General features: G+C 58.2%; 18 protein-coding genes and 1 pseudogene. 10 read left to right on the top strand and 9 right to left on the bottom strand.

Features of this window, described 5'->3' with window-relative positions:
• Window positions 1–7: 7 nt before the first annotated feature.
• From trpD to EYC79_RS22110, 4 genes are all read right to left on the bottom strand, one after another.
• A complete protein-coding gene (gene trpD, locus EYC79_RS22100) occupies window positions 8–1,021 on the bottom strand; it encodes an anthranilate phosphoribosyltransferase (RefSeq protein WP_130979521.1) in 1,014 nt (337 codons plus the stop codon).
• Window positions 1,022–1,041: 20 nt separating this feature from the next.
• Window positions 1,042–2,934, bottom strand: coding sequence for a peptidylprolyl isomerase (locus EYC79_RS22105; RefSeq protein WP_130979522.1), 1,893 nt, complete (start codon window positions 2,932–2,934; stop codon window positions 1,042–1,044).
• 421 nt (window positions 2,935–3,355) lie between these two features.
• The gene (locus EYC79_RS23570; protein ID WP_153311501.1) at window positions 3,356–3,493 is read right to left on the bottom strand and encodes a hypothetical protein; all 138 of its coding nucleotides are present in this window, start codon (window positions 3,491–3,493) and stop codon (window positions 3,356–3,358) included.
• 35 nt (window positions 3,494–3,528) lie between these two features.
• The gene (locus tag EYC79_RS22110) at window positions 3,529–3,708 is read right to left on the bottom strand and encodes a hypothetical protein (RefSeq protein WP_062427417.1); all 180 of its coding nucleotides are present in this window, start codon (window positions 3,706–3,708) and stop codon (window positions 3,529–3,531) included.
• A 394-nt stretch (window positions 3,709–4,102) separates the two neighbouring features.
• Between EYC79_RS22110 and coaD the strand changes: the two genes are divergently transcribed.
• The 7 genes from coaD to EYC79_RS22145 all read left to right on the top strand — a co-directional run bounded on the left by coaD (window position 4,103) and on the right by EYC79_RS22145 (window position 11,002).
• A complete protein-coding gene (coaD, locus tag EYC79_RS22115) occupies window positions 4,103–4,597 on the top strand; it encodes a pantetheine-phosphate adenylyltransferase (RefSeq protein WP_111850683.1) in 495 nt (164 codons plus the stop codon).
• A 28-nt stretch (window positions 4,598–4,625) separates the two neighbouring features.
• Window positions 4,626–5,195 carry a peptidylprolyl isomerase gene (locus EYC79_RS22120; protein WP_130979523.1) on the top strand — a complete coding sequence of 190 codons (570 nt, stop codon included), beginning with the start codon at window positions 4,626–4,628 and terminating at the stop codon, window positions 5,193–5,195.
• 66 nt (window positions 5,196–5,261) lie between these two features.
• Window positions 5,262–5,771, top strand: coding sequence for a peptidylprolyl isomerase (locus EYC79_RS22125; RefSeq protein WP_111850685.1), 510 nt, complete (start codon window positions 5,262–5,264; stop codon window positions 5,769–5,771).
• A 190-nt stretch (window positions 5,772–5,961) separates the two neighbouring features.
• Window positions 5,962–7,044, top strand: a complete 1,083-nt coding sequence (gene queA / locus EYC79_RS22130; protein ID WP_112954979.1) for a tRNA preQ1(34) S-adenosylmethionine ribosyltransferase-isomerase QueA — start codon at window positions 5,962–5,964, stop codon at window positions 7,042–7,044.
• Window positions 7,044–8,174 carry a tRNA guanosine(34) transglycosylase Tgt gene (tgt, locus tag EYC79_RS22135; RefSeq protein WP_130979524.1) on the top strand — a complete coding sequence of 377 codons (1,131 nt, stop codon included), beginning with the start codon at window positions 7,044–7,046 and terminating at the stop codon, window positions 8,172–8,174. Before queA ends, tgt begins: the two co-directional genes overlap by 1 nt.
• Before the next feature lie 21 nt (window positions 8,175–8,195).
• Window positions 8,196–9,350 (top strand): aminodeoxychorismate synthase component I, encoded by a 1,155-nt coding sequence (locus EYC79_RS22140; protein WP_130979525.1) that lies wholly within the window; start codon window positions 8,196–8,198, stop codon window positions 9,348–9,350.
• Window positions 9,351–9,514: 164 nt separating this feature from the next.
• Window positions 9,515–11,002 (top strand): esterase-like activity of phytase family protein, encoded by a 1,488-nt coding sequence (locus tag EYC79_RS22145; RefSeq protein ID WP_130979526.1) that lies wholly within the window; start codon window positions 9,515–9,517, stop codon window positions 11,000–11,002.
• Between the two features lie 104 nt (window positions 11,003–11,106).
• Here the strand turns inward: EYC79_RS22145 and EYC79_RS22150 are convergent, their stop codons facing one another.
• Together EYC79_RS22150 and recG are read right to left on the bottom strand one after the other, a co-directional pair.
• Entirely contained in the window at window positions 11,107–11,373 is a 267-nt protein-coding gene (locus EYC79_RS22150) for a hypothetical protein (protein ID WP_113273984.1), read from the bottom strand.
• A gap of 7 nt (window positions 11,374–11,380) precedes the next feature.
• Complete coding sequence (gene recG, locus EYC79_RS22155) at window positions 11,381–13,486, bottom strand: ATP-dependent DNA helicase RecG (RefSeq protein ID WP_130979527.1); 2,106 nt, start codon at window positions 13,484–13,486, stop codon at window positions 11,381–11,383.
• Window positions 13,487–13,676: 190 nt separating this feature from the next.
• Here recG and EYC79_RS22160 point away from each other — a divergent pair, with 190 nt between their 5' ends.
• The 3 genes from EYC79_RS22160 to EYC79_RS22170 all read left to right on the top strand — a co-directional run bounded on the left by EYC79_RS22160 (window position 13,677) and on the right by EYC79_RS22170 (window position 17,960).
• Complete coding sequence (locus tag EYC79_RS22160) at window positions 13,677–13,988, top strand: FAD assembly factor SdhE (protein ID WP_130979528.1); 312 nt, start codon at window positions 13,677–13,679, stop codon at window positions 13,986–13,988.
• A gap of 3 nt (window positions 13,989–13,991) precedes the next feature.
• Window positions 13,992–17,501, top strand: coding sequence for a transcription-repair coupling factor (mfd, locus tag EYC79_RS22165; protein WP_130979529.1), 3,510 nt, complete (start codon window positions 13,992–13,994; stop codon window positions 17,499–17,501).
• Between the two features lie 138 nt (window positions 17,502–17,639).
• Window positions 17,640–17,960 (top strand): hypothetical protein, encoded by a 321-nt coding sequence (locus tag EYC79_RS22170; protein ID WP_062427406.1) that lies wholly within the window; start codon window positions 17,640–17,642, stop codon window positions 17,958–17,960.
• 92 nt (window positions 17,961–18,052) lie between these two features.
• Here EYC79_RS22170 and EYC79_RS22175 read toward each other — a convergent pair whose 3' ends face one another.
• From EYC79_RS22175 to EYC79_RS22185, 3 genes and pseudogenes are all read right to left on the bottom strand, one after another.
• Complete coding sequence (locus EYC79_RS22175; protein WP_130979530.1) at window positions 18,053–18,997, bottom strand: DMT family transporter; 945 nt, start codon at window positions 18,995–18,997, stop codon at window positions 18,053–18,055.
• 76 nt (window positions 18,998–19,073) lie between these two features.
• A pseudogene (locus EYC79_RS22180) lies at window positions 19,074–19,745 on the bottom strand (DsbA family oxidoreductase).
• A 108-nt stretch (window positions 19,746–19,853) separates the two neighbouring features.
• The gene (locus EYC79_RS22185; RefSeq protein ID WP_130979531.1) at window positions 19,854–21,680 is read right to left on the bottom strand and encodes an extracellular solute-binding protein; all 1,827 of its coding nucleotides are present in this window, start codon (window positions 21,678–21,680) and stop codon (window positions 19,854–19,856) included.
• Window positions 21,681–21,922: the final 242 nt, after the last annotated feature.

Raw genomic sequence — 21,922 nt, forward strand, 5'->3', positions numbered from 1 at the left:
CTTCGCCTTACTCTTCGTTGGAGACTGCAACCAGCCTGTCGAGCGCTGCCGCAGCCTTGCCTTCATCCAGCGAGGCGCTGGCAATCTTCATGCCCTCGCTCAGCGTTTCAGCTTTGCCGGCAACGACGAGTGCTGCTGCCGCATTGCAAAGAGAGACATCGCGATAGGCATTTTTATGACCGGAGAGAACACCGCGAAGCGCCTTGGCATTGAAGATGCCGTCTCCGCCCTTCAAGTCGTCAATGGTCGCGGAAGAAACTCCAAAATCCTTTGGCGTCAGGTCGAATGTGCGGATCTTGCCATTTTCGAGCGCCGCGACATGGGTGACACCCGTCGTGGTGATCTCATCCATGCCGTCGCCGTGGACGACCCAGATCGATTCCGAGCCGAGATCGCGCAGTACTTCGGCAATCGGCTGCAGCCAGCGCGGTGAGAAGACGCCGAGCAACTGACGTTTCGCGCTTGCGGGGTTCGAGAGAGGGCCAAGCAGGTTGAAAATCGTCCGGGTGCCGAGTTCTACCCGGGTCGGGCCGACATGGCGCATGGCGGAGTGGTGCAGTTGCGCGAACATGAAGCCGAGGCCCGCCTCGGTAATGCAGCGGCTGATCAGCTCGGGCCCGATGTCGAGTTTCACACCAAGGGCTGAGAGGGCGTCGGCGGTGCCGGATTTCGAACTCAATGCCTTGTTGCCATGCTTTGCCACCGGAAGGCCTGTGCCTGCAACGATGATCGCGGCGAGAGTCGAGATGTTGTAGGTGCCAAGACCATCGCCGCCTGTTCCGACGATATCCACAGAATGCTCAGGAGCGGATACGGGCAGCATGCGCGCGCGCATCGAAGAGACGGCGCCGACGATTTCATCGACGGTTTCGCCGCGCACGCGCAACGCCATGAGAAAACCGCCGATCTGGGACGGCGTGGCCTCGCCGGACATCAGAATGTCGAAGGCCTGGCGGGCCTCCTCCCGGTTCAGACTTTCGCCATTCGCCACCTTGGCAATCAGCGGCTTCAGTTCGGCCATGTTTCCCGTCCCCCGGCTTATCAGTATGCGGTCATCGCCTGGTCTGCGAGGGCCTGGTTGATGCTGACACCATAGTCGTTCTGAAGACGAGTGACCATCTGATCCAGCATGTCATCGCCAGCGGCCTTCGCCATGGCGGTAATCTGACGATCGTCATTGCTCAGTGCATCGGCAGGGGCATTGGTGTTGACTTCGGTGACCTTGAAAAGGATGCGACCCGAGCCGGCGGCATTCACTGCCGTGCCGACAAGGCCGTCGGCGCCTGCGAAGATCGCCGAAACTGCCTGCTGGCCGAACAAAGCATCATCGCTGTTGCGGCGAAGTCCCATCTTGGTTTCTACGGCAAGACCCATTTCACCGGCGATCGTTTGCAGAGGTTCGCCCTTTTCGACGCGGTTCTTCAGCTCTTCGGCCTTGGCGGTCAAAGCATTGCGCTGTTGTTCCGCAGTCCAGTCGGCAACAACGCGGTCGCGAACTTCATCCAGCGTACGATCACGCGGAGGGATGATCTGATCGACGTCGAACCATACATAGCCTTCGCGACCGATATTGACGGCGGGTGCTTCAGTGCCGGGCTCCGTCTTGAAAACTTCCGTCAACAGAGCAGGGGTGGGCAGACCCTCGATCGGGTTGCCCTTCTCATCTTCACCATTGGCATCGATGGCGTTGATCGTCACTGGTTTCAGGTTCAGCTGGGTTGCTGCATCGGCAAGCGAGGACCCACCTCCACGCAGATCTTCATAGCGGTCATGCACGCTGTTCAATTGTTCCGCAGCATTGGCTGTGGCGAGTTCCGTGCGAATCTCTTCCTTGGCCTCGTCCAGCGTCTTCAGGCTGTCGCCCTTGATGCCGGTGACGCGCAGGATGACTGGGCCAAACGCACCGTCGATCACAGGTGAAATGCCTCCGTCTTTCTGAACGGCAAACACGGCATCAGCGATGGAGGGGTCGGGCATGGTTTCCTTGGTGAACTCACCAAGAAGCACGTCGGCCGGCTGCTTGCCCTGGTCCTTGACGACCTGATCATACGTCGTCGTGCCTGCGCGGATCTGCGTTGCGGCGGCCTCGGCCATTTCCTTGTTCGGGAAGACCAGTTGCTCGACGGTGCGACGGCCGGCAGTGCGGAACTTGTCCTTGTTCTTCTCGTAGTAGTCAGCAACCTGGGCATCAGTGATGGCGCTCTGGTTAGCGATATCGGAGGGCTCAAGCTTTACATAGGTGAACTTGCGATACTCAGGCGCGCGGTACTGCGCCTTGTGGCTTTCGAACCATGCGGCGAGCACGTCGTCTGCGGGTGCCTTGACCGGATCGATATTGGCGTTGGACAGCAGTAGATATTCTATGGAGCGCTGCTCGTTACGATACTGCTTCAACGCATCGACCAGAACCTGCGGTGGTGTAAAACCATCCGAGATGGCGTCGACAATCTGGCTGCGGACAGCGACCTTGCTGCGTTCCTTGACATAATCGTCTTCGTTGAAGCCGGCGCCGCGCAGACGCTGGCTGAAGAGCTGGCGGTCAAACTGGCCGCCAGGAGACTTGAAAGCGGGATCTTCGGCGATGAGGTTGACCAAGCGATCCTCGGAAAGGCCGAGTTTCATGTTTTCAGCCAGTTGATCGAGAGATGCTCCGGCTGCAAGCTGACTGAAGACCTGACGATCGATCCCGAAGGCTCTCGCCTGTTCCGTGGTCAGACGTGTGCCGAACTGCTGGCCGATCTCTGCCATCTGACGCTGATAGGCGAAGCGAAACTGGTTGGGCGTCACTGTCTGATCGCCCACGGTCATCACGGCGTGAGAATTGCTCGAGACGAGTGATGCCGACACACCCCAGATGCCGAACGAAACGACAAGAAGAAGAAGGAGCAGCTTTGCCGCCAGGGTTCTGGAAGCGTTTCTCAGGGAATCGAGCATCGTTATGCAAACCTCACACTATGCGCCCGTTATGCCGGGTCTATCGGGGTTCCTTAGAGCGTTTTATTGGTAAATGGAAGCAATTCTGTTGGTGCGGACGAGTCAACTGATTGTGCGAACTGAACCACGCCGCCCAAAGTCTACAGCCTGGCTGCCTCTTGAATTAGACGGGGCGCTTTTGCCGTTAACGAGTGGGCCAACCAAGAGTGCGCAGTGGTTTTGCGATAACGACATGCGACAAAACAAGGACCCAAAGCGTATGAGCGAATCTGAGATCGCGACGTGGTTTGGGCCGCAGACAGGCGCTTATAGTCACGCTGTCACGACCGATTCGATCACGGTGCGCTTGCGTGCAGACATTAAAAAAAGCCGCCTCGTGTGAGACGGCTTTCCATGACAGTTACAAGTGATTGGTTACCGATCAGAACGCCTTGCTGCGTTCCATCACTTCCTTGAACTCCTCGTCCTCTTTCCGAAGTTCGGAAACAACCGAGACCACCGATGCGACGAACATGACGCTTATCAAAGCGGATAGGACTGTCAAAACGGTGATCATCATTTCTTACTCCGGTCTGTTCGAGTTTCCCCGATGGATCAATAGTAGTTCGTATACTGGTAGCGAGATGTCAGCTGAGGGAAGCTTGCTTCCTGCTGCTGTGGCTTCTGCGCATAGAGGCTGAACGTTGTTGCAACCATCGCGATGAGAAGCATTGTCCAGGCAGTGCTGATGACGCCGATCTTCGCTGAGGTAGACCGATTTTCTTTTGCAAACATGTGATTGTTCCTTTGCCTGCGAACTGAACGCCTGACATCGAGTCGGGTTCCGAAATACTGTTAAAAATCGATTAGCATCACGCCTCTGAAGCTTCCTTGAATGTCGCGTTCATCTGGCGTTCAGAATATCGGCAGTCCACGTCAATCCATAAAGACCTGCTCGACCACAAAGGACGTGGCGACTGTGAGGATCACCATGAATGCCAGCATTTCCATCTCCATTTGGGCCTCAAGCCCGGTGCGCTATCGATGCTTGACGTTATAAAGCATCGCTTTGAAGCTGCGCTGAATGCTGTATTCATCCGCTATTCACCTGACGTTTGACTGCATCAGTCTTGCAGATGCGATGCTGACGTGACAAAAGGCCCACAAAGACGGAAGTATCGAGAGCGGTATGACGATTGCCTTTTATCCCGGATCTTTTGATCCGATGACCAACGGACATCTGGATGTTCTCATCCAGTCATTGAATGTTGCGTCTGACGTGATCGTCGCCATCGGCGTTCATCCGGGCAAGGTGCCGATGTTCAGCTTTGATGAACGGGCCGATCTGATCCGCCAATCCCTGAACGATGTGCTTCCTGAGGCAAAAGACCGGCTGAAGGTCGTTTCCTTCAGCAATCTCGTTGTCGATGCGGCCAGGGAGCACGGCGCGACACTTCTCGTTCGAGGCCTGAGAGACGGAACCGATCTGGATTATGAAATGCAGATGGCAGGTATGAACCGGCAAATGGCGTCGGATATCCAGACGGTGTTCTTACCCGCGGGAACCGCGTCCCGGCCCATTACCGCCACATTGGTCCGTCAGATCGCAGCCATGGGCGGCAATGTCGAGGCCTTCGTGCCCAAAGCCGTGCTTGAAGCCCTTAACACAAAGCTGAAACGCTAGTTTCGGCACATAGGTGGAGCCAGTCCGAATGAAATTGCTGAAGTTTGCCTTTGCAGGCGCCATGTTCGTCAGCGCGATTGCCGCAAGCACGATCGCGTCTGCTGCCGATCTTCTGACCATCCAGCTGAAAGACGGCCCGGTCGTCATCCAGCTTATGCCGGACGTCGCGCCGAAGCATGTGGCGCAGATCGAGGCTCTTGCCAAGAAGGGCGCCTATGATGGCGTTGCTTTCCATCGTGTCATCAATGGCTTCATGGCGCAGACCGGCGACGTGCAGTATGGCAACATGAACAAGGGCTTCGATGCGCGCCGCGCAGGCACCGGCGGTTCCGACCTGCCAGATATCCCAGCCGAATTCTCCAAGGTTCCCTTCGAGCGTGGCACGGTCGGCATGGCCCGTTCGCAAAATCCCAACTCCGCAAATTCGCAGTTCTTCATCATGTTCGACCAGGGACCCTTCCTCAACGGCCAGTATACCGTGGTCGGCAAGGTCGTCTCGGGCATGGAATTCGTCGACAAGATCAAGCGTGGCGCCGGCGGAAACGGTGAAGTCTCCGAGCCTGACCGTATGGTCAAGGTGACGGTGACGAAGAAGTAACGTCGGGAAGATCACGTCAAACGGGCGTTCTGCCCCCTCAAGCCTACCCTAGCAAGGAGAGATACCATGGCCGAGATCAAGGATCCGGAAAACACCCTCATCATGGAAACGACGACCGGTAAGGTTGTCATCCAGCTTCTGCCGGACGTCGCTCCTGGCCACGTGGCTCGCATCAAGGAACTGGTTTCCGAGCAGGCTTATGACGGAGTCGTTTTTCACCGCGTGATCGCCGACTTCATGGCGCAGACCGGTGACGTGAAGTTCGGCAAGAAGAGTTCTGCCGATTTCAACCCGGCGCGTGCCGGCATGGGCGGCTCCGAGAAGCCAGACCTGAAGGCTGAATTCTCTGCCATTCCGCATGTCCGCGGCACCTGCTCCATGGCTCGCTCGCAGAGCCCGAATTCCGCCAACTCGCAGTTCTTCATCTGCTTTACGGATTCTCCTTGGCTCAACAAGCAGTACACCGTTTGGGGCCAGGTGATCGAGGGCATGGAAGCCATCGACAAGATCAAGAAGGGCGAGCCCGTCAAGGACCCCGATTCGATCGTGTCGATCCGTCTGGCATCTGCCGCCTGATCAATGTGAAGTCTCCCGCCTTGCTGACAGGCAGGGCGGGATGACGTTTGCTGAGTGCAGCACCGCTGCCTTTTTGCCAACAATGACCCGCCGGCAGTCTCTGCGAGGCGGGTTTTGATATTCTGCTCATTTCGCTGCCGATCTGGCAGGGCGATGCGAGCCGATCGAGACACTTGATAAGAGCCTTTACATGCGCGTTGACCTGTTCGATTTCGATCTCCCCGAGGAGAATATTGCGCTGCGCCCAGCCAATCCGCGTGATAGCGCGCGCCTGCTTGTCGTGGATCCCAATACGGATCGTATGACCGATCATCAGGTTTTCGATCTTCCGAGCTTCCTGAAGCCCGGCGATGCCTTGGTTTTCAACGATACGCGGGTCATTCCTGCCCAACTCGAAGGTGTGCGGTTGCGCGATGGCGCGCAGGAGACACCGGTTTCGGCAACGCTTCACATGCGTGCCGACGCCAGCCGATGGAAGGCCTTTGCGCGTCCGGGCAAGCGCATCAAGGCAGGCGATCGCATCCGCTTCGGCTATGAGCGCGACAATGGCTGCGGCCTCGCTTTCCTGGAAGCGACGGTCGAGGAAAAAGGCGACGAGGGCGAAATCACGCTGCTCTTCGACGTCTCCGGACCGGTGCTGGATGAGGCCATCGCCTCTGTCGGCCATATCCCCCTGCCGCCTTACATCGCCGCGAAACGCGCCGAAGATGCGCAGGACCAGACAGATTACCAGACCATCTATGCCCGTGAAAAAGGCGCCGTTGCCGCACCGACTGCGGGTCTGCATTTCACCCCGGCACTCTTCGACGCGCTGGATAAGGCTGGGGTCGAGCGCCATTTCGTCACGCTGCATGTCGGGGCGGGGACGTTCTTGCCGGTCAAGGCAGACGATACCAATGATCACAAGATGCATCTCGAGATCGGTTACGTCTCGGATGAGACCGCGCAGAAGCTGAACGCGGTGAAAGCGAGGGGAGGGCGCATCGTCTGTGTCGGCACCACATCGTTGAGGTTGATCGAAAGTGCGGCTGGTGATGACGGACAGATACGTCCATGGTCCGGCGCCACCGGTATCTTCATCACGCCCGGCTACCGCTTCAAAGCGGTCGATATTCTGATGACCAATTTTCACCTGCCGAAATCCACGCTCTTCATGCTGGTTTCGGCCTTCTGCGGGCTGGAGACGATGAGGGCAGCCTATGCTCACGCCATCGAAACCGGCTACCGCTTCTATTCCTATGGCGATTCCAGCCTGCTGTTCCGGAAAGTCTGATGCACGAGAATTTCACCTTCACCGTTAAAGCAACCAGCGGCGGCGCGCGTCTTGGCGAAGTGGCGATGCCGCGCGGCGTCATCCGCACGCCCGCCTTCATGCCGGTTGGCACCGTCGGCACCGTCAAGGCCATGTATCTCGATCAGGTCCGCGAGGCTGGCGCCGATATCATTCTCGGCAACACCTATCACCTGATGCTGCGGCCCGGCCCGGAGCGCGTGGCGCGCTTGGGTGGCCTGCATGAGCTGATCCGCTGGCCGCATCCGATCCTGACCGATAGCGGCGGCTTCCAGGTCATGTCGCTGTCTGGCCTGCGCAAGCTGGATGAGAAGGGCGTGACCTTCAAGAGCCATGTCGATGGCTCGCTTCACCACATGTCGCCGGAGCGCTCTATCGAGATCCAGGGGTTGCTCGATTCGGATATCCAGATGCAGCTCGATGAATGCGTGGGGCTTCCTGCCGAGCGCAAGGAGATCGAACGCGCGATGGAAATGTCTTTGCGCTGGGCGGAACGCTGCCGGGTCGCATTTGGCGAGCAGCCGGGTAAGGCGATGTTCGGCATCGTTCAAGGTGGCGACCAGCCGGACCTGCGTATTCGCTCCGCCGAAGGGCTGAAAGAGCTCGATCTCAAGGGCTATGCCGTGGGTGGTCTTGCGGTGGGCGAGCCACAGGACGTCATGCTTGCCATGCTCGATACGACGCTGCCGGTTCTGCCGACGGAAAAGCCGCGCTACCTGATGGGCGTCGGCACGCCGGACGATATCTTGAAATCCGTGGCACGCGGCATCGACATGTTCGACTGCGTGATGCCGACCCGCTCCGGTCGTCATGGCCTTGCCTTTACCCGCAGAGGCAGGGTGAATATCCGCAACGCCCGCCACGCGGAAGACATGCGTCCGTTGGACGAGCAGTCTAACTGCCCGGCATCGCGTGATTATTCGCGCGCCTATCTCCATCACCTGGTTCGGTCCAACGAAGCGCTGGGCGGCATGCTTCTGTCCTGGCACAATCTCGCCTATTATCAGGAGTTGATGCAGGGGATTCGCAAATCGATCGAAGAAGGTCGCTTTCCGGATTTCTACGCGGAGACCATTGAAATGTGGGCGAAAGGCGATATCGATCCGGTGTGACAACCATCATCGGATAGCTGAATGCTAGATGCGCCTTACGTTCTTTTTCGTGACGATACGACCGGCACAGTGACGCTGTTTACGGAGCCGGAGGAGATTATCGTTGCGCATGAGGCCAGCGACGTCTTTCCAGCGCTTGAAAGAATGCAGGCCGCCAGAGCAAGCAGAAAATATTTAGCCGGCTATATGTCCTATGAGGCAGGATACCTTTTCGAGCCCAAGCTAAGGCCTCTCGCAGAGCAAGATCGGGCTTGCCCGCTATTGTGCTTCGGTGTGTTTTCGTCACTATCCAGTGATACGCGTGCGGCATCCAAGCCATTGAAACTTATGGCGCCTGACGATTTTTTGAGCGACCTCACGGCGTCATGGGCCTTTGCCGACTACGAGAAACGGTTCAATCGACTGCATCAGCATCTCCGCCAAGGAGATTGTTACCAGGCTAACCTTACCATGCCTGTCACTGGTCGGTGGCATGGCGATCCGCTTCTCGCCTTCTGGTCTCTGATCGAGCGACAGCCAGTCAAATACGGGGCGCTGGTTCATCTGGACGGCCCTATCATCCTGTCACGCTCGCCGGAACTCTTCTTCTCCGTCAATGCAGATGGCTGGATCGAGACCCATCCGATGAAGGGTACGGTCAAGCGCGGATCGTCGGCTGATGAGGACGCAGCGATCATTTCGGATATGGGCAAGGACGAGAAGACGCTCGCTGAAAACCGCATGATCGTCGATCTGCTGCGCAACGACATTTCGCGGATCACAGAAGTCGGCAGTCTGAATGTGCCAAAGCTCTTCGAAATCGAGACCTATCCGACCGTGCACCAGATGGTCAGCCATGTGCGCGCAAAGCTCCTGCCGGACATGACTATCGCCGATATTTTTGCGGCACTCTTTCCGTGCGGCTCGGTGACGGGAGCACCAAAGATGCGGGCGATGGAGATATTGCATGACCTGGAGGTCGGGCCGCGCGACGTCTATTGCGGCGCGATTGGCATGATTTCACCAAAGGGTGACATGCGGTTTTCGGTCGCGATCCGCACTATCACCCTTTTCGACGATGGGCGCGCGACCTTCAATGTCGGCGGCGGGATTGTCTTCGATTCCACCGCGCAGTCCGAATATGACGAATGCCTTCTCAAGGCAAAGTTTGCGGCCGGCGACCGAAAGCTCGTCTAAGCCTGCCAACGGCATAAATCTCAGCCGTCATGCAAGTGTCATGGATCGATCTTAGAGACAGATGCCAGGGAGCAGGCTTCTTCACGAACCGGAACACGGTGCGCCCGCGCTACATGCTGTGTCGAAGACTTCGTCTTTCTTTGTTTTCTCAAGGATACCGTTCCATGACATCACTCCGTTTCTCTGCCTCTCGCCGGCTTGCTGCCGCCCTGGCGGCATCGATCTTCATGTTTCCTGCTGCCGTGATGGCTGAAACCACCGCTGCTGCAAACGGCGTCAGCTACGCGAGCAAGGGCTTGGTCGCCGTTGGTCGTATTCCCGCCAGCCAGCGCGACAAGTTCGGCGAAACCTTTGGCTCCGGCTCGGGCATGGCGATCGATGTCACCAGCTGGAAGAAGGAAGGCGATGGCTATCGCGGTTCTCTCTGGCTGCTGCCGGACCGTGGCTACAATGTCGAAGGAACGGCGGATTACAATGCCCGCATCAACAAGATCGACGTGACGCTGATGCCCGCAACGGGCGGCGACGTGGCTGCGGACAAGCAGCAGACGGGTGTTCAGGCAACGCTTGCCGATACGCTGCTTTTGACCGATGAGCAGGGCAAGAACATGACAGGCCTCGATCCTGAGGCCGGTACCCGTCCGGCGAGTGGCACGACGCCAGTGCTGCCTTTCGCGTCTACAGGCAAAGTCTCTCTCGATGCCGAGGCGGCGGTGCGTCTTGCGGACGGCTCGTTCCTCATCAGCGACGAGTACGGCCCCTATATCTATCACTTCTCTGCCGACGGTAAGATGATCTCGGCCACGCAGCCGCCAAAGGCGCTGCTGCCGATGCGCAAGGGTGAGATCAACTTCTCGTCCAACAATGTTGGCGAAGGTGGCAAGAAGCCCGATCCGAAGGACCCCGAAACCGGGCGCCAGAACAATCAGGGTCTGGAAGGCATGTCGCTGACCCCGGATGGCAAATACCTCATCGCCGTTCTGCAATCGGCAACCCGTCAGGATGGCGGCGATTCCTCGTCGACCCGCGATCACACCCGCGCACTGGTCTATGATGCGAGCGATGTCGATCACCTGAAGCTCGTGCATGAATATGTCGTGCCGCTGCCGAAGTTCGAGGGCAAGGACAAGAAGCTTGTCGCAGCACAGAGCGAGATCCTGGCTTTGTCGGACAAGGCATTCCTGATGCTGGCGCGCGACAGCAACAATGGTCAGGGTATGAAGGGCGATACGTCGGTCTACCGCAGAATAGAACTCGTGGATCTCTCCGGCGCGACAGACATTGCCGGTGGCGAATTCGACGATGTGAAGCCGGTTGCGCCCAAGGGTGTTCTGGACAGCACCATCAAGCCAGCCGCTCTGCATGACTTCATCGATCTCAACGACGCCAAGGACCTTGCTCGCTTCGGCCTGCACAATGGCGCCCCGAACGACAAGAACAACCTGTCGGAAAAGTGGGAGGCTATGTCGATTGCAAGTGTCCTCGATGCTTCCGCACCGGATGACTATTTCCTCTTCGTCGCCAATGACAACGACTTCCTGACACAGGACGGTTTCCAGGTTGGGAAGTCTTACAAGGCGGAAGGTGATGCGGATGTGGACACCATGTTCCAGGTGTTCCGCGTGACGCTGCCAGGCGTTGCCAAGCGTTAAAGCGCCTTGCGTCCTAATGGACGCACAAAGAACGCTTTTCCTTTTTGAATCTACGCATAAAAAGAGCCGCGCCGAAAACATTCGGCGCGGCTTTTTTACGCATATCAATCGTCGTCGATCTCTTCGAAGTCCTGCGTGCCGGACGTCGTGGAATGAAACACGGGCACGAAGAGGCGCATATAGACGAGCCTGACGCTCCAGCCCTGTTCCAGAGCGTCTGCCCAGGCTTGCTTGCGACCGGGCTTTTTGAAGCCTTTTGCGATCGCCTTCTTCTCGCTCTTGGCGAAGGTCTTCGGTTGAAGAATGTTTTCAGGCGAACACAGGGCAAAGCCCTTCTGGAAGGCCGGTGGCGGGTTGGGTGTGATTGTCATGAGTGTATCAGCCTGCGTGGAGGAAGCGGATGGCTTCGTCCCTGCGATGGAGATAAAGCAGGGTTCTGAGGTTCTTGCCGCGCTCGCTCACAAGCTCGGCGTCTTTTTCTATCATATAGGCTGCATCCTTGCGGGCGATCTCCAGCAGATCGGCGTGCGCCTCGAGGCTCGCTATGCGAAAGCCCGGCGTGCCGGATTGGCGGGTGCCGAGGAGTTCTCCTTCGCCGCGCAGCTTCAGATCCTCTTCGGCAATCAGGAAGCCGTCCTCGCTATCGCGCAGGATGGAAAGCCGGGCCTTGCCGTTCTCGCTGAGTGGACCCTTATACAGCAATATGCAGGTAGAGGCCTCGTCGCCACGGCCGACGCGACCGCGCAGCTGATGAAGCTGGGCAAGGCCGAAGCGTTCGGCGTGCTCGATGACCATGATCGTGGCATCCGGCACATCCACGCCCACTTCGACGACAGTGGTTGCCACAAGCAAGCGTGTTTCGCCGCTTTTGAAGGCGAGCATCGCCGCATCCTTTTCAGGCCCGCTCATCCGCCCGTGGATGAGGCCGATATTGGCGCGCAAGGATTGTGACAGCACCGCATGTCGTTCCTCTGCCGACATGAGATCCGATTCCTCCGATTCCTCGACCAGAGGGCAAATCCAGTAGGCCTTCTTGCCCTCCGCCAAAGCGCTGCGCAGCCGGTCGACGATGTCACCGATCCGCTCATTGGGAATGGTCACCGTCTGGATCGGCTTTCGGCCTGCGGGCTTTTCCGTCAGCTTGGAGACATCCATGTCGCCGAAGGCGGCAAGAACCAGCGTGCGGGGAATGGGCGTTGCCGTCATCACCAGCATATGCGGTGTGATGCCCTTGGCGGTGAGACGAAGGCGTTGATGCACGCCGAAGCGATGTTGTTCATCCACGACGGCGAGGACGAGGTTCTTATAGGACACGCTGTCCTGAAACAGGGCGTGGGTGCCGATGACGATCTGCGCCTCTCCCGAGGCAATCCGCTCTTCGATCTCGCGGCGCTCCTTGCCTTTGGTTCTGCCCGTCAGAACCTCGCAGGAGATGCCAGCGGCGGCGGCGTACTTCGTCATCGTCGCAAAATGCTGGCGCGCCAGAATTTCAGTCGGCGCCATCAACACCGCTTGTCCGCCGGCTTCCACAGCGGTTGCCATCGCCATCAGGGCCACCAGCGTCTTGCCCGCACCGACATCGCCCTGGAGAAGGCGGAGCATGCGGTCTTCGCCTGCCATGTCGGTCAGAATATCCTTCACCGCAGCGCTCTGGCTTGCAGTGAGCGAAAAGGGCAGGCCCGCGAGAATGCGCGCTGCATAATCTCCCTTGGCGCGGATCGGCTGACCAGCGACCTTCCGCAGCCTCTGGCGGACCAGCGACAGCGAAAGCTGTCCCGCCAGGAACTCGTCATAGGCAAGCCTGCGGCGGGCAGGGGCCTGCGGATCGATGTCGACAGCGTCGCGTGGGTCGTGCAATTCGCGGAAGGCATCGGCCACATGCGGGAAGCTCTGGCGTGTGGCAAGCGTCTCGTCGATCCATTCGCAAAAGACCGGCAGGCGCTGCAACGCGGTATCGATGGAACGCTTCAATATCTTGGGCGAAAGACCGGCCGTCATCGGATAGACGGCTTCGACCAGCGGCAGATTATCGGCCTCCGAGACCTTCACCATGAAATCCGGATGAACCATGGAGGCGCGACCGTTGAACCAGTCGATCTTGCCGCTGACCATCACCTCTTCATCGACAGGAAGCGCTTTTGACAGCCAGTCGCCGCGCGCGCGGAAGAAGGTCAGCGCCAGTTCGCCTGTCTCGTCATGCAGGAAGACACGATAGGGTGCCGAGCGATTGCCGGGCGGCGCAGGCTGGTGCCGGTCGATACGTCCCTGAATGGTGACAATGGCGCCCTGCGGCGCAAGCGCAATACCCGGGCGGTTACGCCGGTCGATGATATTGGACGGCGCATGAAACAGCAGATCGATGACGCGCGTGTCTTCGGCATTCTCCCGGCCCAAAAGTTTCGCCAACAGATCGGCAAGCTTCGGCCCGACGCCGGCAAGCGAAGAGACTGTGGCAAAGAGGGGATCGAGTATGGCGGGACGCATGGGCTGCAAAATCGGGGAAGGCTGTCCCCATTGCAATAGCGCGACACCGATAAAGCGCGTTTATCACCGGCAGTTTTTATGCCCTGTGCCGCATATTTGCACAAATAGCGGTTCCCAAGCGTTCCTGTCCTGTTCTATAGGAGAACGAAAATCAACAATTTGTTGAATTTCCAACAAACAGGTGACTGCGATGACTGGACTGGTGCGCACGAGTGCCGACCTCGAACCGAGACGCCGGCGGATTCTCTATCGCTGTTGGCACCGCGGCATTCGCGAAATGGATCTGGTTCTGGGCCAGTTCGCCGAAGACAATATCGCCGATCTTTCCGATGCGGAACTCGACGAGCTCGAAGTGATCATGGCTGAGGAGGATAACGACCTCGTCAAGATGGTGACGGGCGCTCTGCCGATCCCTGAAAAATTCCAGACGCCTCTCTTCATGAAAATCGCCTCTTATCGCCCGGACTTCGATCCGGTCACATCCGAGACAACGAAAGCCTGATTTATGATCGCCGGGATTGATGTGAAGCTGGTGGCATCGGCCGATACGCCGCTGACCATTGGAAATGTGCCTTCCGGAGTGGAGGCGCTTCTCCTGGCAGATATGGCGCGCGGCGGAACATCCGTTGCCTATGTCGTATCGGACGGACACCGCGTTGCAGATCTCGAGCAGATTCTTGGGTTCGTGGCCCCGGACATTCCGGTTCTGACACTGCCCGCGTGGGACTGCCTTCCCTATGACCGCGTGTCCCCGAGTGCGGATACTTCCGCCCGCCGGCTGGCGGCGCTTTCCGGCCTCATCCAGCATCAAAAGAAGCCGCATCCGGCCATCGTGCTCGTCACCGTCAATGCGATGTTGCAAAAGATGGCGCCGCGCGATGTCATCGAAAGCCTCGCCTTTTCCGCCAAGCCGGGCAACCAGATCCGCATGGAAGAGATCGCCGCGCGTCTGGAGCGTAACGGTTTCGACCGTGTCGCGACGGTCCGCGAGGTCGGCGAATTTGCCGTGCGCGGCGGTATTCTCGATGTCTTCGTTCCCGGTACCGAAGAGCCAGTGCGTCTCGATTTCTTCGGCGATACGCTGGAGAGCATTCGCACTTTCGATCCCGCCAGCCAGCGCACCATAGGACAGGCCCGCTCGCTCGATCTCAGTCCGATGAGCGAAGTGACGCTGACGCCGGATACGATCAGCCGCTTCCGCAAGAATTACCTTTCACTCTTCGGTGCCGCCACCAGGGACGATTCACTCTATCAGGCTGTCTCGGAAGGCCGGCGTTATGCCGGCATGGAGCATTGGCTGCCGCTCTTCTACGACAAGCTGGAAACCGCATTCGACTATCTGCAAGGCTTCCGCATCGTCACCGATCACAACGCGCGCGAGGCGGCTGTCGAGCGCTCCAAGCTCGTGCATGATTACTTCGAGGCGCGACGCAATTCCGGCCAGACAAAGGGTGCCACGCAGGGCGCGCCTTACAAGCCGGTGTCACCCAGCCAACTCTATCTCGGCGGCAAGAGCTTCGATGAGGCGCTGAACGCCGTCAATGCCGTGCGCCTGACGCCCTTCAATGAGCAGGACTCCAACGACAGGCCAGTGGCCACTCTCGATGCGCATGTGGGTCCCCGCTGGGCAAAGCCTCCGGCGGAGGGTGGCAGCGAAGACCGCGTCAATGTCTTTGATCTGGCAGTCAAACACATTGCCGAGCGTCGGTCCAAGGGCTGGAAGGTTCTGATCACCGGTTGGTCGGAAGGTTCACTGGACCGCCTCTTACAGGTTCTGAACGAGCACGGGCTTGAAAAAATCAAGCCGATCTCGTCATTGAAGGAGATCGAAAAGCTCGGCAAGGGCGAGGCGGCATCGGCGGTTCTCAGCCTCGAAGCCGGTTTTGAGACGACCCTCGGCACTAGCAATCTCGCCATTATCGGCGAACAGGATATTCTCGGCGACCGAATGGTGCGCCGCTCCAAGCGCCGCAAGCGCGGTGCCGACTTCATCTCCGAAGTCGCGGGACTCGATGAAGGGTCACTCGTCGTTCATGCCGAGCATGGTATCGGTCGCTTCGTCGGGCTCCGCACCATCGAGGCAGCCGGTGCTCCGCGTGACTGCCTTGAACTGCATTACGCCGACGATGCCAAGCTGTTCCTGCCGGTCGAAAACATCGATCTTCTGTCCCGCTATGGCTCGGATGCGGCGGAAGCCCAGCTTGACAAGCTTGGCGGCGGCGCATGGCAGATGCGCAAGGCGAAGCTCAAGAAACGCCTCCTCGATATGGCAGGCGATCTCATTCGGATTGCTGCCGCTCGTCTCGTGCGCCACGCGCCGGTTTTGACAGCACCCGATGGCCTCTACGACGAGTTTGCCGCGCGCTTCCCCTATGAGGAAACCGAAGACCAGATGAATGCCATCGACTCGATCCGAGACGATCTTGGCGCCTGCCGGCCCATGGATCGCCTGATCTGCGGTGATGTGGGCTTCGGCAAGACGGAAGTGGCGCTTCGCGCGGCCTTCCTTGCGGCCATGAATGGTGTTCAGGTGGCCGTCGTCGTGCCGACAACGCTTCTGGCACGTCAGCATTTCCGCACCTTCTCAGAGCGTTTCCGCGGGCTTCCGATCCGCGTGCAGCAGGCGTCACGCCTCGTCGGCGCCAAGGAGCTCAATCTCGTCAAGAAGGAGGTGGCGGAAGGCAAGACCGATATCGTCGTCGGCACGCATGCGCTTCTGGGGCAGGGGATCACCTTTGCCAATCTCGGCCTTCTGATCATCGATGAAGAGCAGCATTTCGGCGTCAAGCACAAGGAGCGGCTGAAGGAGTTGAAGAGCGATGTTCACGTTCTGACACTATCCGCAACGCCTATCCCACGCACCTTGCAATTGGCGATGACCGGTGTGCGCGAACTGTCGCTGATCACCACGCCGCCGGTCGATCGCATGGCGGTGCGCACCTTCATTTCGCCTTTCGATCCACTTGTCATCCGCGAAACTTTGATGCGCGAGCATTATCGCGGCGGGCAGAGCTTCTATGTCTGCCCGCGTCTGGCCGATCTGGCGGACATTCAAGCCTTCCTGCAGTCCGACGTGCCGGAACTGAAGGTTGCGGTTGCCCATGGGCAGATGCCGGCGGGGGAATTGGAAGACATCATGAACGCCTTCTATGACGGCAAATATGATGTTCTTCTCTCCACCACCATCGTCGAATCCGGCCTCGATGTACCGACCGCCAATACGCTGATCGTGCACCGCGCGGACATGTTCGGTCTTGCACAGCTCTATCAGCTGCGTGGTCGTGTCGGGCGTTCCAAGGTTCGCGCCTTTGCGCTCTTCACGCTGCCGGTCAACAAGGTGCTGACGACGATGGCCGAGCGGCGGTTGAAGGTGCTGCAGTCTCTCGACACGCTCGGTGCCGGCTTCCAGCTTGCCAGCCACGATCTCGATATTCGCGGTGCCGGCAATCTGCTTGGCGAAGAGCAATCCGGCCATATCAAGGAAGTCGGTTTCGAGCTTTACCAGCAAATGCTGGAAGAAGCGGTTGCCGAGGTGAAGGGCGAGGACGACGTTATCGACACCGGCTGGTCGCCGCAGATCTCCGTCGGTACCTCCGTGATGATTCCGGAAAGCTATGTGCCTGATCTCCACCTGCGCATGGGTCTCTACCGTCGCCTTGGCGAGTTGACGGACCTCAATGAGATCGACGGCTTCGGCGCGGAAATGATCGACCGCTTCGGGCCGCTGCCGAAGGAAGTGCAGCATCTGTTGAAGATCGTTTACGTCAAGTCGCTCTGCCGTACCGCCAATGTCGAGAAACTGGATGCCGGCCCGAAGGGTGTCGTCGTGCAGTTCCGCAACAAGGAGTTTCCGAACCCGGCGGCACTCGTTGGCTACATCGCCAAGCAGGGCTCGATGGCAAAGATCAGGCCGGACCACAGCGTGTTCCTTACCCGCGATCTGCCGACGCCCGAAAAGCGCCTGGCAGGCGCGGCGATGATCATGACACAGCTTGCGGAACTGGCAAAATCCTGACGCAAGTAAGAAAAATCGCGTCCTTGGGATTCCTTACAAGGAATTAATCAAACGGACATGTATCGGTAGTCTTCCGGGGCGTAGTCTCATCCTCATCAGCACAGGACGATGTGCTGACAGATTTTAAGGAGCAGGACTATGTGGACATTGAAGAACAGATTTGTCACCGCTGGTCTGGTTGCTTTGACAATTGCGGGCACCACAATTGCCACCACCAGCCAAGCTGAAGCACGCAACAATTTCGGCCGCGGCCTTGCCGCCGGTATTGCTGGTACACTTGTAGGCGGCGCACTGCTGTCTGCTGCACATGACAGGCCGGTTTACGGCACGCCTGTCTATGCAGAACCCACCTATTACGGCCCGCCCCCTGTCGTCTACGAGCCCGTTTACCCCCGCTGCCATGTTGCATGGCGTCAGGACGGATTTGGCGACATGTATCGCGTCCGTGTCTGCGATTGATGTGAAATGATATTGCTATTGATGTGAGCTGATATTGTAAGACGAAAACAATAAAATTTTTCAATGAAGTGTTTTTAAACGGGGCGGGCCGACTATCGGCCCGCCTCCGTTTTTTCATCCGGCAACATAACGGCCGTCACGTTCTGATCCGATGCAGCAACAGAGTTTGGCAGTGGCACGTTCCGCTGCTTTTCGCGCATCAGCGTCAGCAGGCCAGACCCCACGATCAGTGCGATGCCGACAAGCATCCAGCCGTCTATCCTGTCGCCGAAGATCAGGTACCCGAAGAGGATGGCCCAGAGCATCTGGCTGTATTGCGTCGGGCCAATCACCGCTGCGGGTGCATATTGCGCGGCATACATGATGAGGACATTAGCGAGCGCCGCCAGCAGGCCGTAACCAGCCAGCATCAGCCACTGTTCGGCGTTCGGAAGCGTGAAGGAGGGGATCATCAACACGCCACAGACCGTAAGGCAGCCAAGCAGGCCCGCGCCATAAAGCGAGATGTTCTTTTCCCGTGGTCCGATCGCGCGGAAGATGACGATGGAGATCGCCCCGCCCATGCCCCCAATGATCGCCCCGAGATGACCTATGGAGAGTTCGCGGAAACCCGGTCTCAAGATGATGAGAACGCCGGCGAAGCCGATGATGACCGCCGACCACCGCTTGATGCCGACCTGCTCCTTCAGAAAGATGACCGACATGATGGTGACGAAGGAGGGCAGGAGGAAGATCAGGGCAAAGGCTTCCGCCATGGCAAGATGCGTGAACGCGACGACGCTGCCGATGGTGCTGGCACCAGTGGCAAAGAACCGCAACAGCCAGAGAGACCGGTTCGTCGTGCGGACGATATCTGTCCAGGCATCATTACGCTTGCGGATGAAGGGGAGCGCGAGCAGCCCAAAGAACGCTCCGAAGAAGCCCGATTCGACGGGTGGGAGTTGCCCGTCGATAAGTTTTACGCTCGCATCGCTGAAAGCATAGGCCGCGAAGGCGGCAAAGGCGAGCAATATGCCCTTCAACCTGCTGTCTGGCACGAAATCACCGCTGGATTACTGTGTCGAAAATCGCAGCGGCGACGAGGCGTTACTCACGCCATTTCGGGCGCTGCGATCAGTTCATTGCCCTATGCTCTTCCGCTTTCATTTTGGCAATATCCCGCAGTGCATTAATAAGCACGTCCGGCGTTTGTGCGCCGCTGACGGCATATTTCTGATCCAGGATAAAGAACGGGACGCCGGAAACGCCCATTTGCTGCGCCGCATCAATCTCGGCCTTGATCGTATCCTTATCTGCATCCGATGCCAGTAGGCGGGATACGAGTTCACGGTCCATACCGCATTCACCTGCGACGTCGATCAGCACGGCATGATCGCCGATATTGCGGCCTTCCTCGAAGTTGGCCTTGAACAGTGCCGTGACGATTCTGTCCTGAAGCGCACGGTCCTCGGCATGCGCCCAGAGCGAAAGCCGGTGCGCATCAAGCGTGTTCGGACCGATTTTGATCGCGTCGAAATCATAGGCAATACCCACTTCACGACCGAGTTCGGTGAGCATCTTGTGGGCCTGTTCGACGCGATCCTTGCCGCCGAGTTTCTTTTCCAACTCGACCTTCTGATCGACGCCTTCCGGCGGGTAATCCGGGTTCAACTGATATGGACGCCAGTTGATGTCGACGCTGACTTTGTCCTGAACTTCAGCCAAGGCGAGATCAAGACGCGCTTTTCCGAGATAGCACTAGGGACACGCCATGTCCGAGACGATGTCGATGACAATGCGTTGCATGGTGCTGTTCCTTCCTGTGTTTGAATAACGCCTCATCTAGATAGTCTGTGCTTGCGGCACAAGGCGTTACCAAAAGGGAACCGTCACTGGTGGGGAAGCGCAAGCTTTCTACTGCGCGCGCGTGTCCCACCATGTCTGCTTCTGGTTTCCGGTGAGCGGGGTCTTCTCCGGCCGGTCGATATATTTCCAGCGGGCGACCCATTGTGCACCGATATAGTAGAGCGGGATCACATAGTGGCCAGCCGTCAGAAGGCGATCGTAGGCGCGCACGGCAACCTCGAAATCTTCCGTCTCACGGGCCTGCAGCAAGGCCTCGATCATCCGGTCGACATCCGGGTCCGCAACGCCTGCATAATTGAAACTGCCATTGGCATTTTTTGAGACCGAGCCCCAGCGATTGATCTGTTCTGCACCCGGTGACAAGGACGACGGGAAGGAGCGGATGATCATGTCATAATCGAAGCTGTTGGAGCGGGATTGATATTGCCCGTCATCCACGGAGCGTATCGCCATATCGACGCCGATCAGCTTCAGCGAACGCTGATAGGCGAGCGCAATACGCTCCTGCGCCGGGTTTTGCGTCATGAGCTCAAAGCTCAGCGGCTTGCCGTCCTTATCCACCATCTTGCCGTTCTTGATGGTCAAGCCAGCCTCGCCGAGCTTGGAGACGGCTTTCTTCAGGACGGTGCGATCCGCGCCCGTTCCGTCGGTCGTCGGCATTTCGTAGGTGCCTGCCAGAATCTCCGGCGGCAGACGCTTTGCGGCGTCGCCGAGCAGCGCCAATTCCTTTTCGTTGGCCGGGTTGCCATAGGCACCGAGCTTGGAGTTCTGCCAGTAGCTTTGGGTTCGCTTGAAGGCACCACCGAGAATGTTTCGGTTCATCCACTCGAAATCGAGAACGTAGGACAGTCCCTCACGCACCTTCTCGTCGGCAAACATCGGTCGACGGGTGTTGAAGACCAGACCGAACATGCCAGACGGTAGGCCCGGTTCGAAAACATCCTTGGAGATGTCGCCCCGCTGAACAGCCGGGAAGTTATAAGCCTGGCCCCAGTGGGAGGTGTCGGAGGTGCCGTTGATCGCATCGCCTTCCGGATAGATGTCGATATCGCCCTTCTTGAAGGCTTCGAACATCGTCGTCACCTGCAGGAAGTAGGTCACGCTGATCTCGTCGTAATTGTCGAAACCGATCTTGGAGGGAATATCCTTGCCCCAGTAATTCTTGTCCCGTTCCCAGACGATCTGTTCGCCAGGTCGCAAGGTTTTGATTCGATAGGGACCGGAGCCGATCACCGGTCCAAGCCCTGCTTGCTCGAAGGTTTTGGCATCGATGGCGTGGGCGGGCAGGATCGGGGTGGAGGACGCCAGGATAAGAGGCGTCTCGCGATTGGCTTTTTCATTGAAGGTGAAGCGGACGCTGCGCTCGCCCACCTTTTCCATCTTGGCGACACCATTCAGCCGGCTGTCGAAAGGCGGGCGACCCTTTTCCTTCAAAAGATTGAAGCTGAAGATCACATCTTCCGGAGTGACGGGCTTGCCATCCTGCCAGTGGGCTTTCGGATTGAGGTTGAACTGGATGTAGGTTCGCTCATCATCCCATTCGGCGCTTTCCGCCAGCAGGCCATATAGGGTGAAGGGCTCGTCATGGGAGCGCTGCATCAGCGGTTCATAAAGAAGATTGCCGAATTCCGGGTCCCAAACGCCACGCGCGGTGGTGCGCATACCCTTCAGAACGAAAGGATTGAGCGCATCGAATGTGCCGACGACGCCATAGGACACCCGGCCGCCTTTCTTGACGCCCGGATTGACATAGGGAAGGTTCTTGAAGTCCGCCGGCAGGGCGGGTTTGCCATGCATCGAAATGCCGTGAAGCGGTTCAGCCATCGCCATGCCGGAGATAAGAAGGGCTGGAATGAGCGCCAAAAGGCTTCGCATGTCACTATCCTGTCGCATTCGGACTGTTGATTCCAAGGTCGTGGGACCTGAACTCAAATCGCCTGTCTTGTTTGATTCCCGCGCAAATCTATCACAGCGGACAGGGGCATCCGATCACGGAAATCTTGTCGGATACAAGGAAAAAGTAAAAGAAATGCTGGATATCAGGTCGATCGGGATGTAACAGGAGTCCCGAAACACTCGGGTCACGCATTTGCCTCATTTAAACGACAGTGGAACGG

It is taken from the genome of Agrobacterium cavarae (assembly GCF_004310285.1).
Taxonomy (GTDB): domain Bacteria; phylum Pseudomonadota; class Alphaproteobacteria; order Rhizobiales; family Rhizobiaceae; genus Agrobacterium; species Agrobacterium cavarae.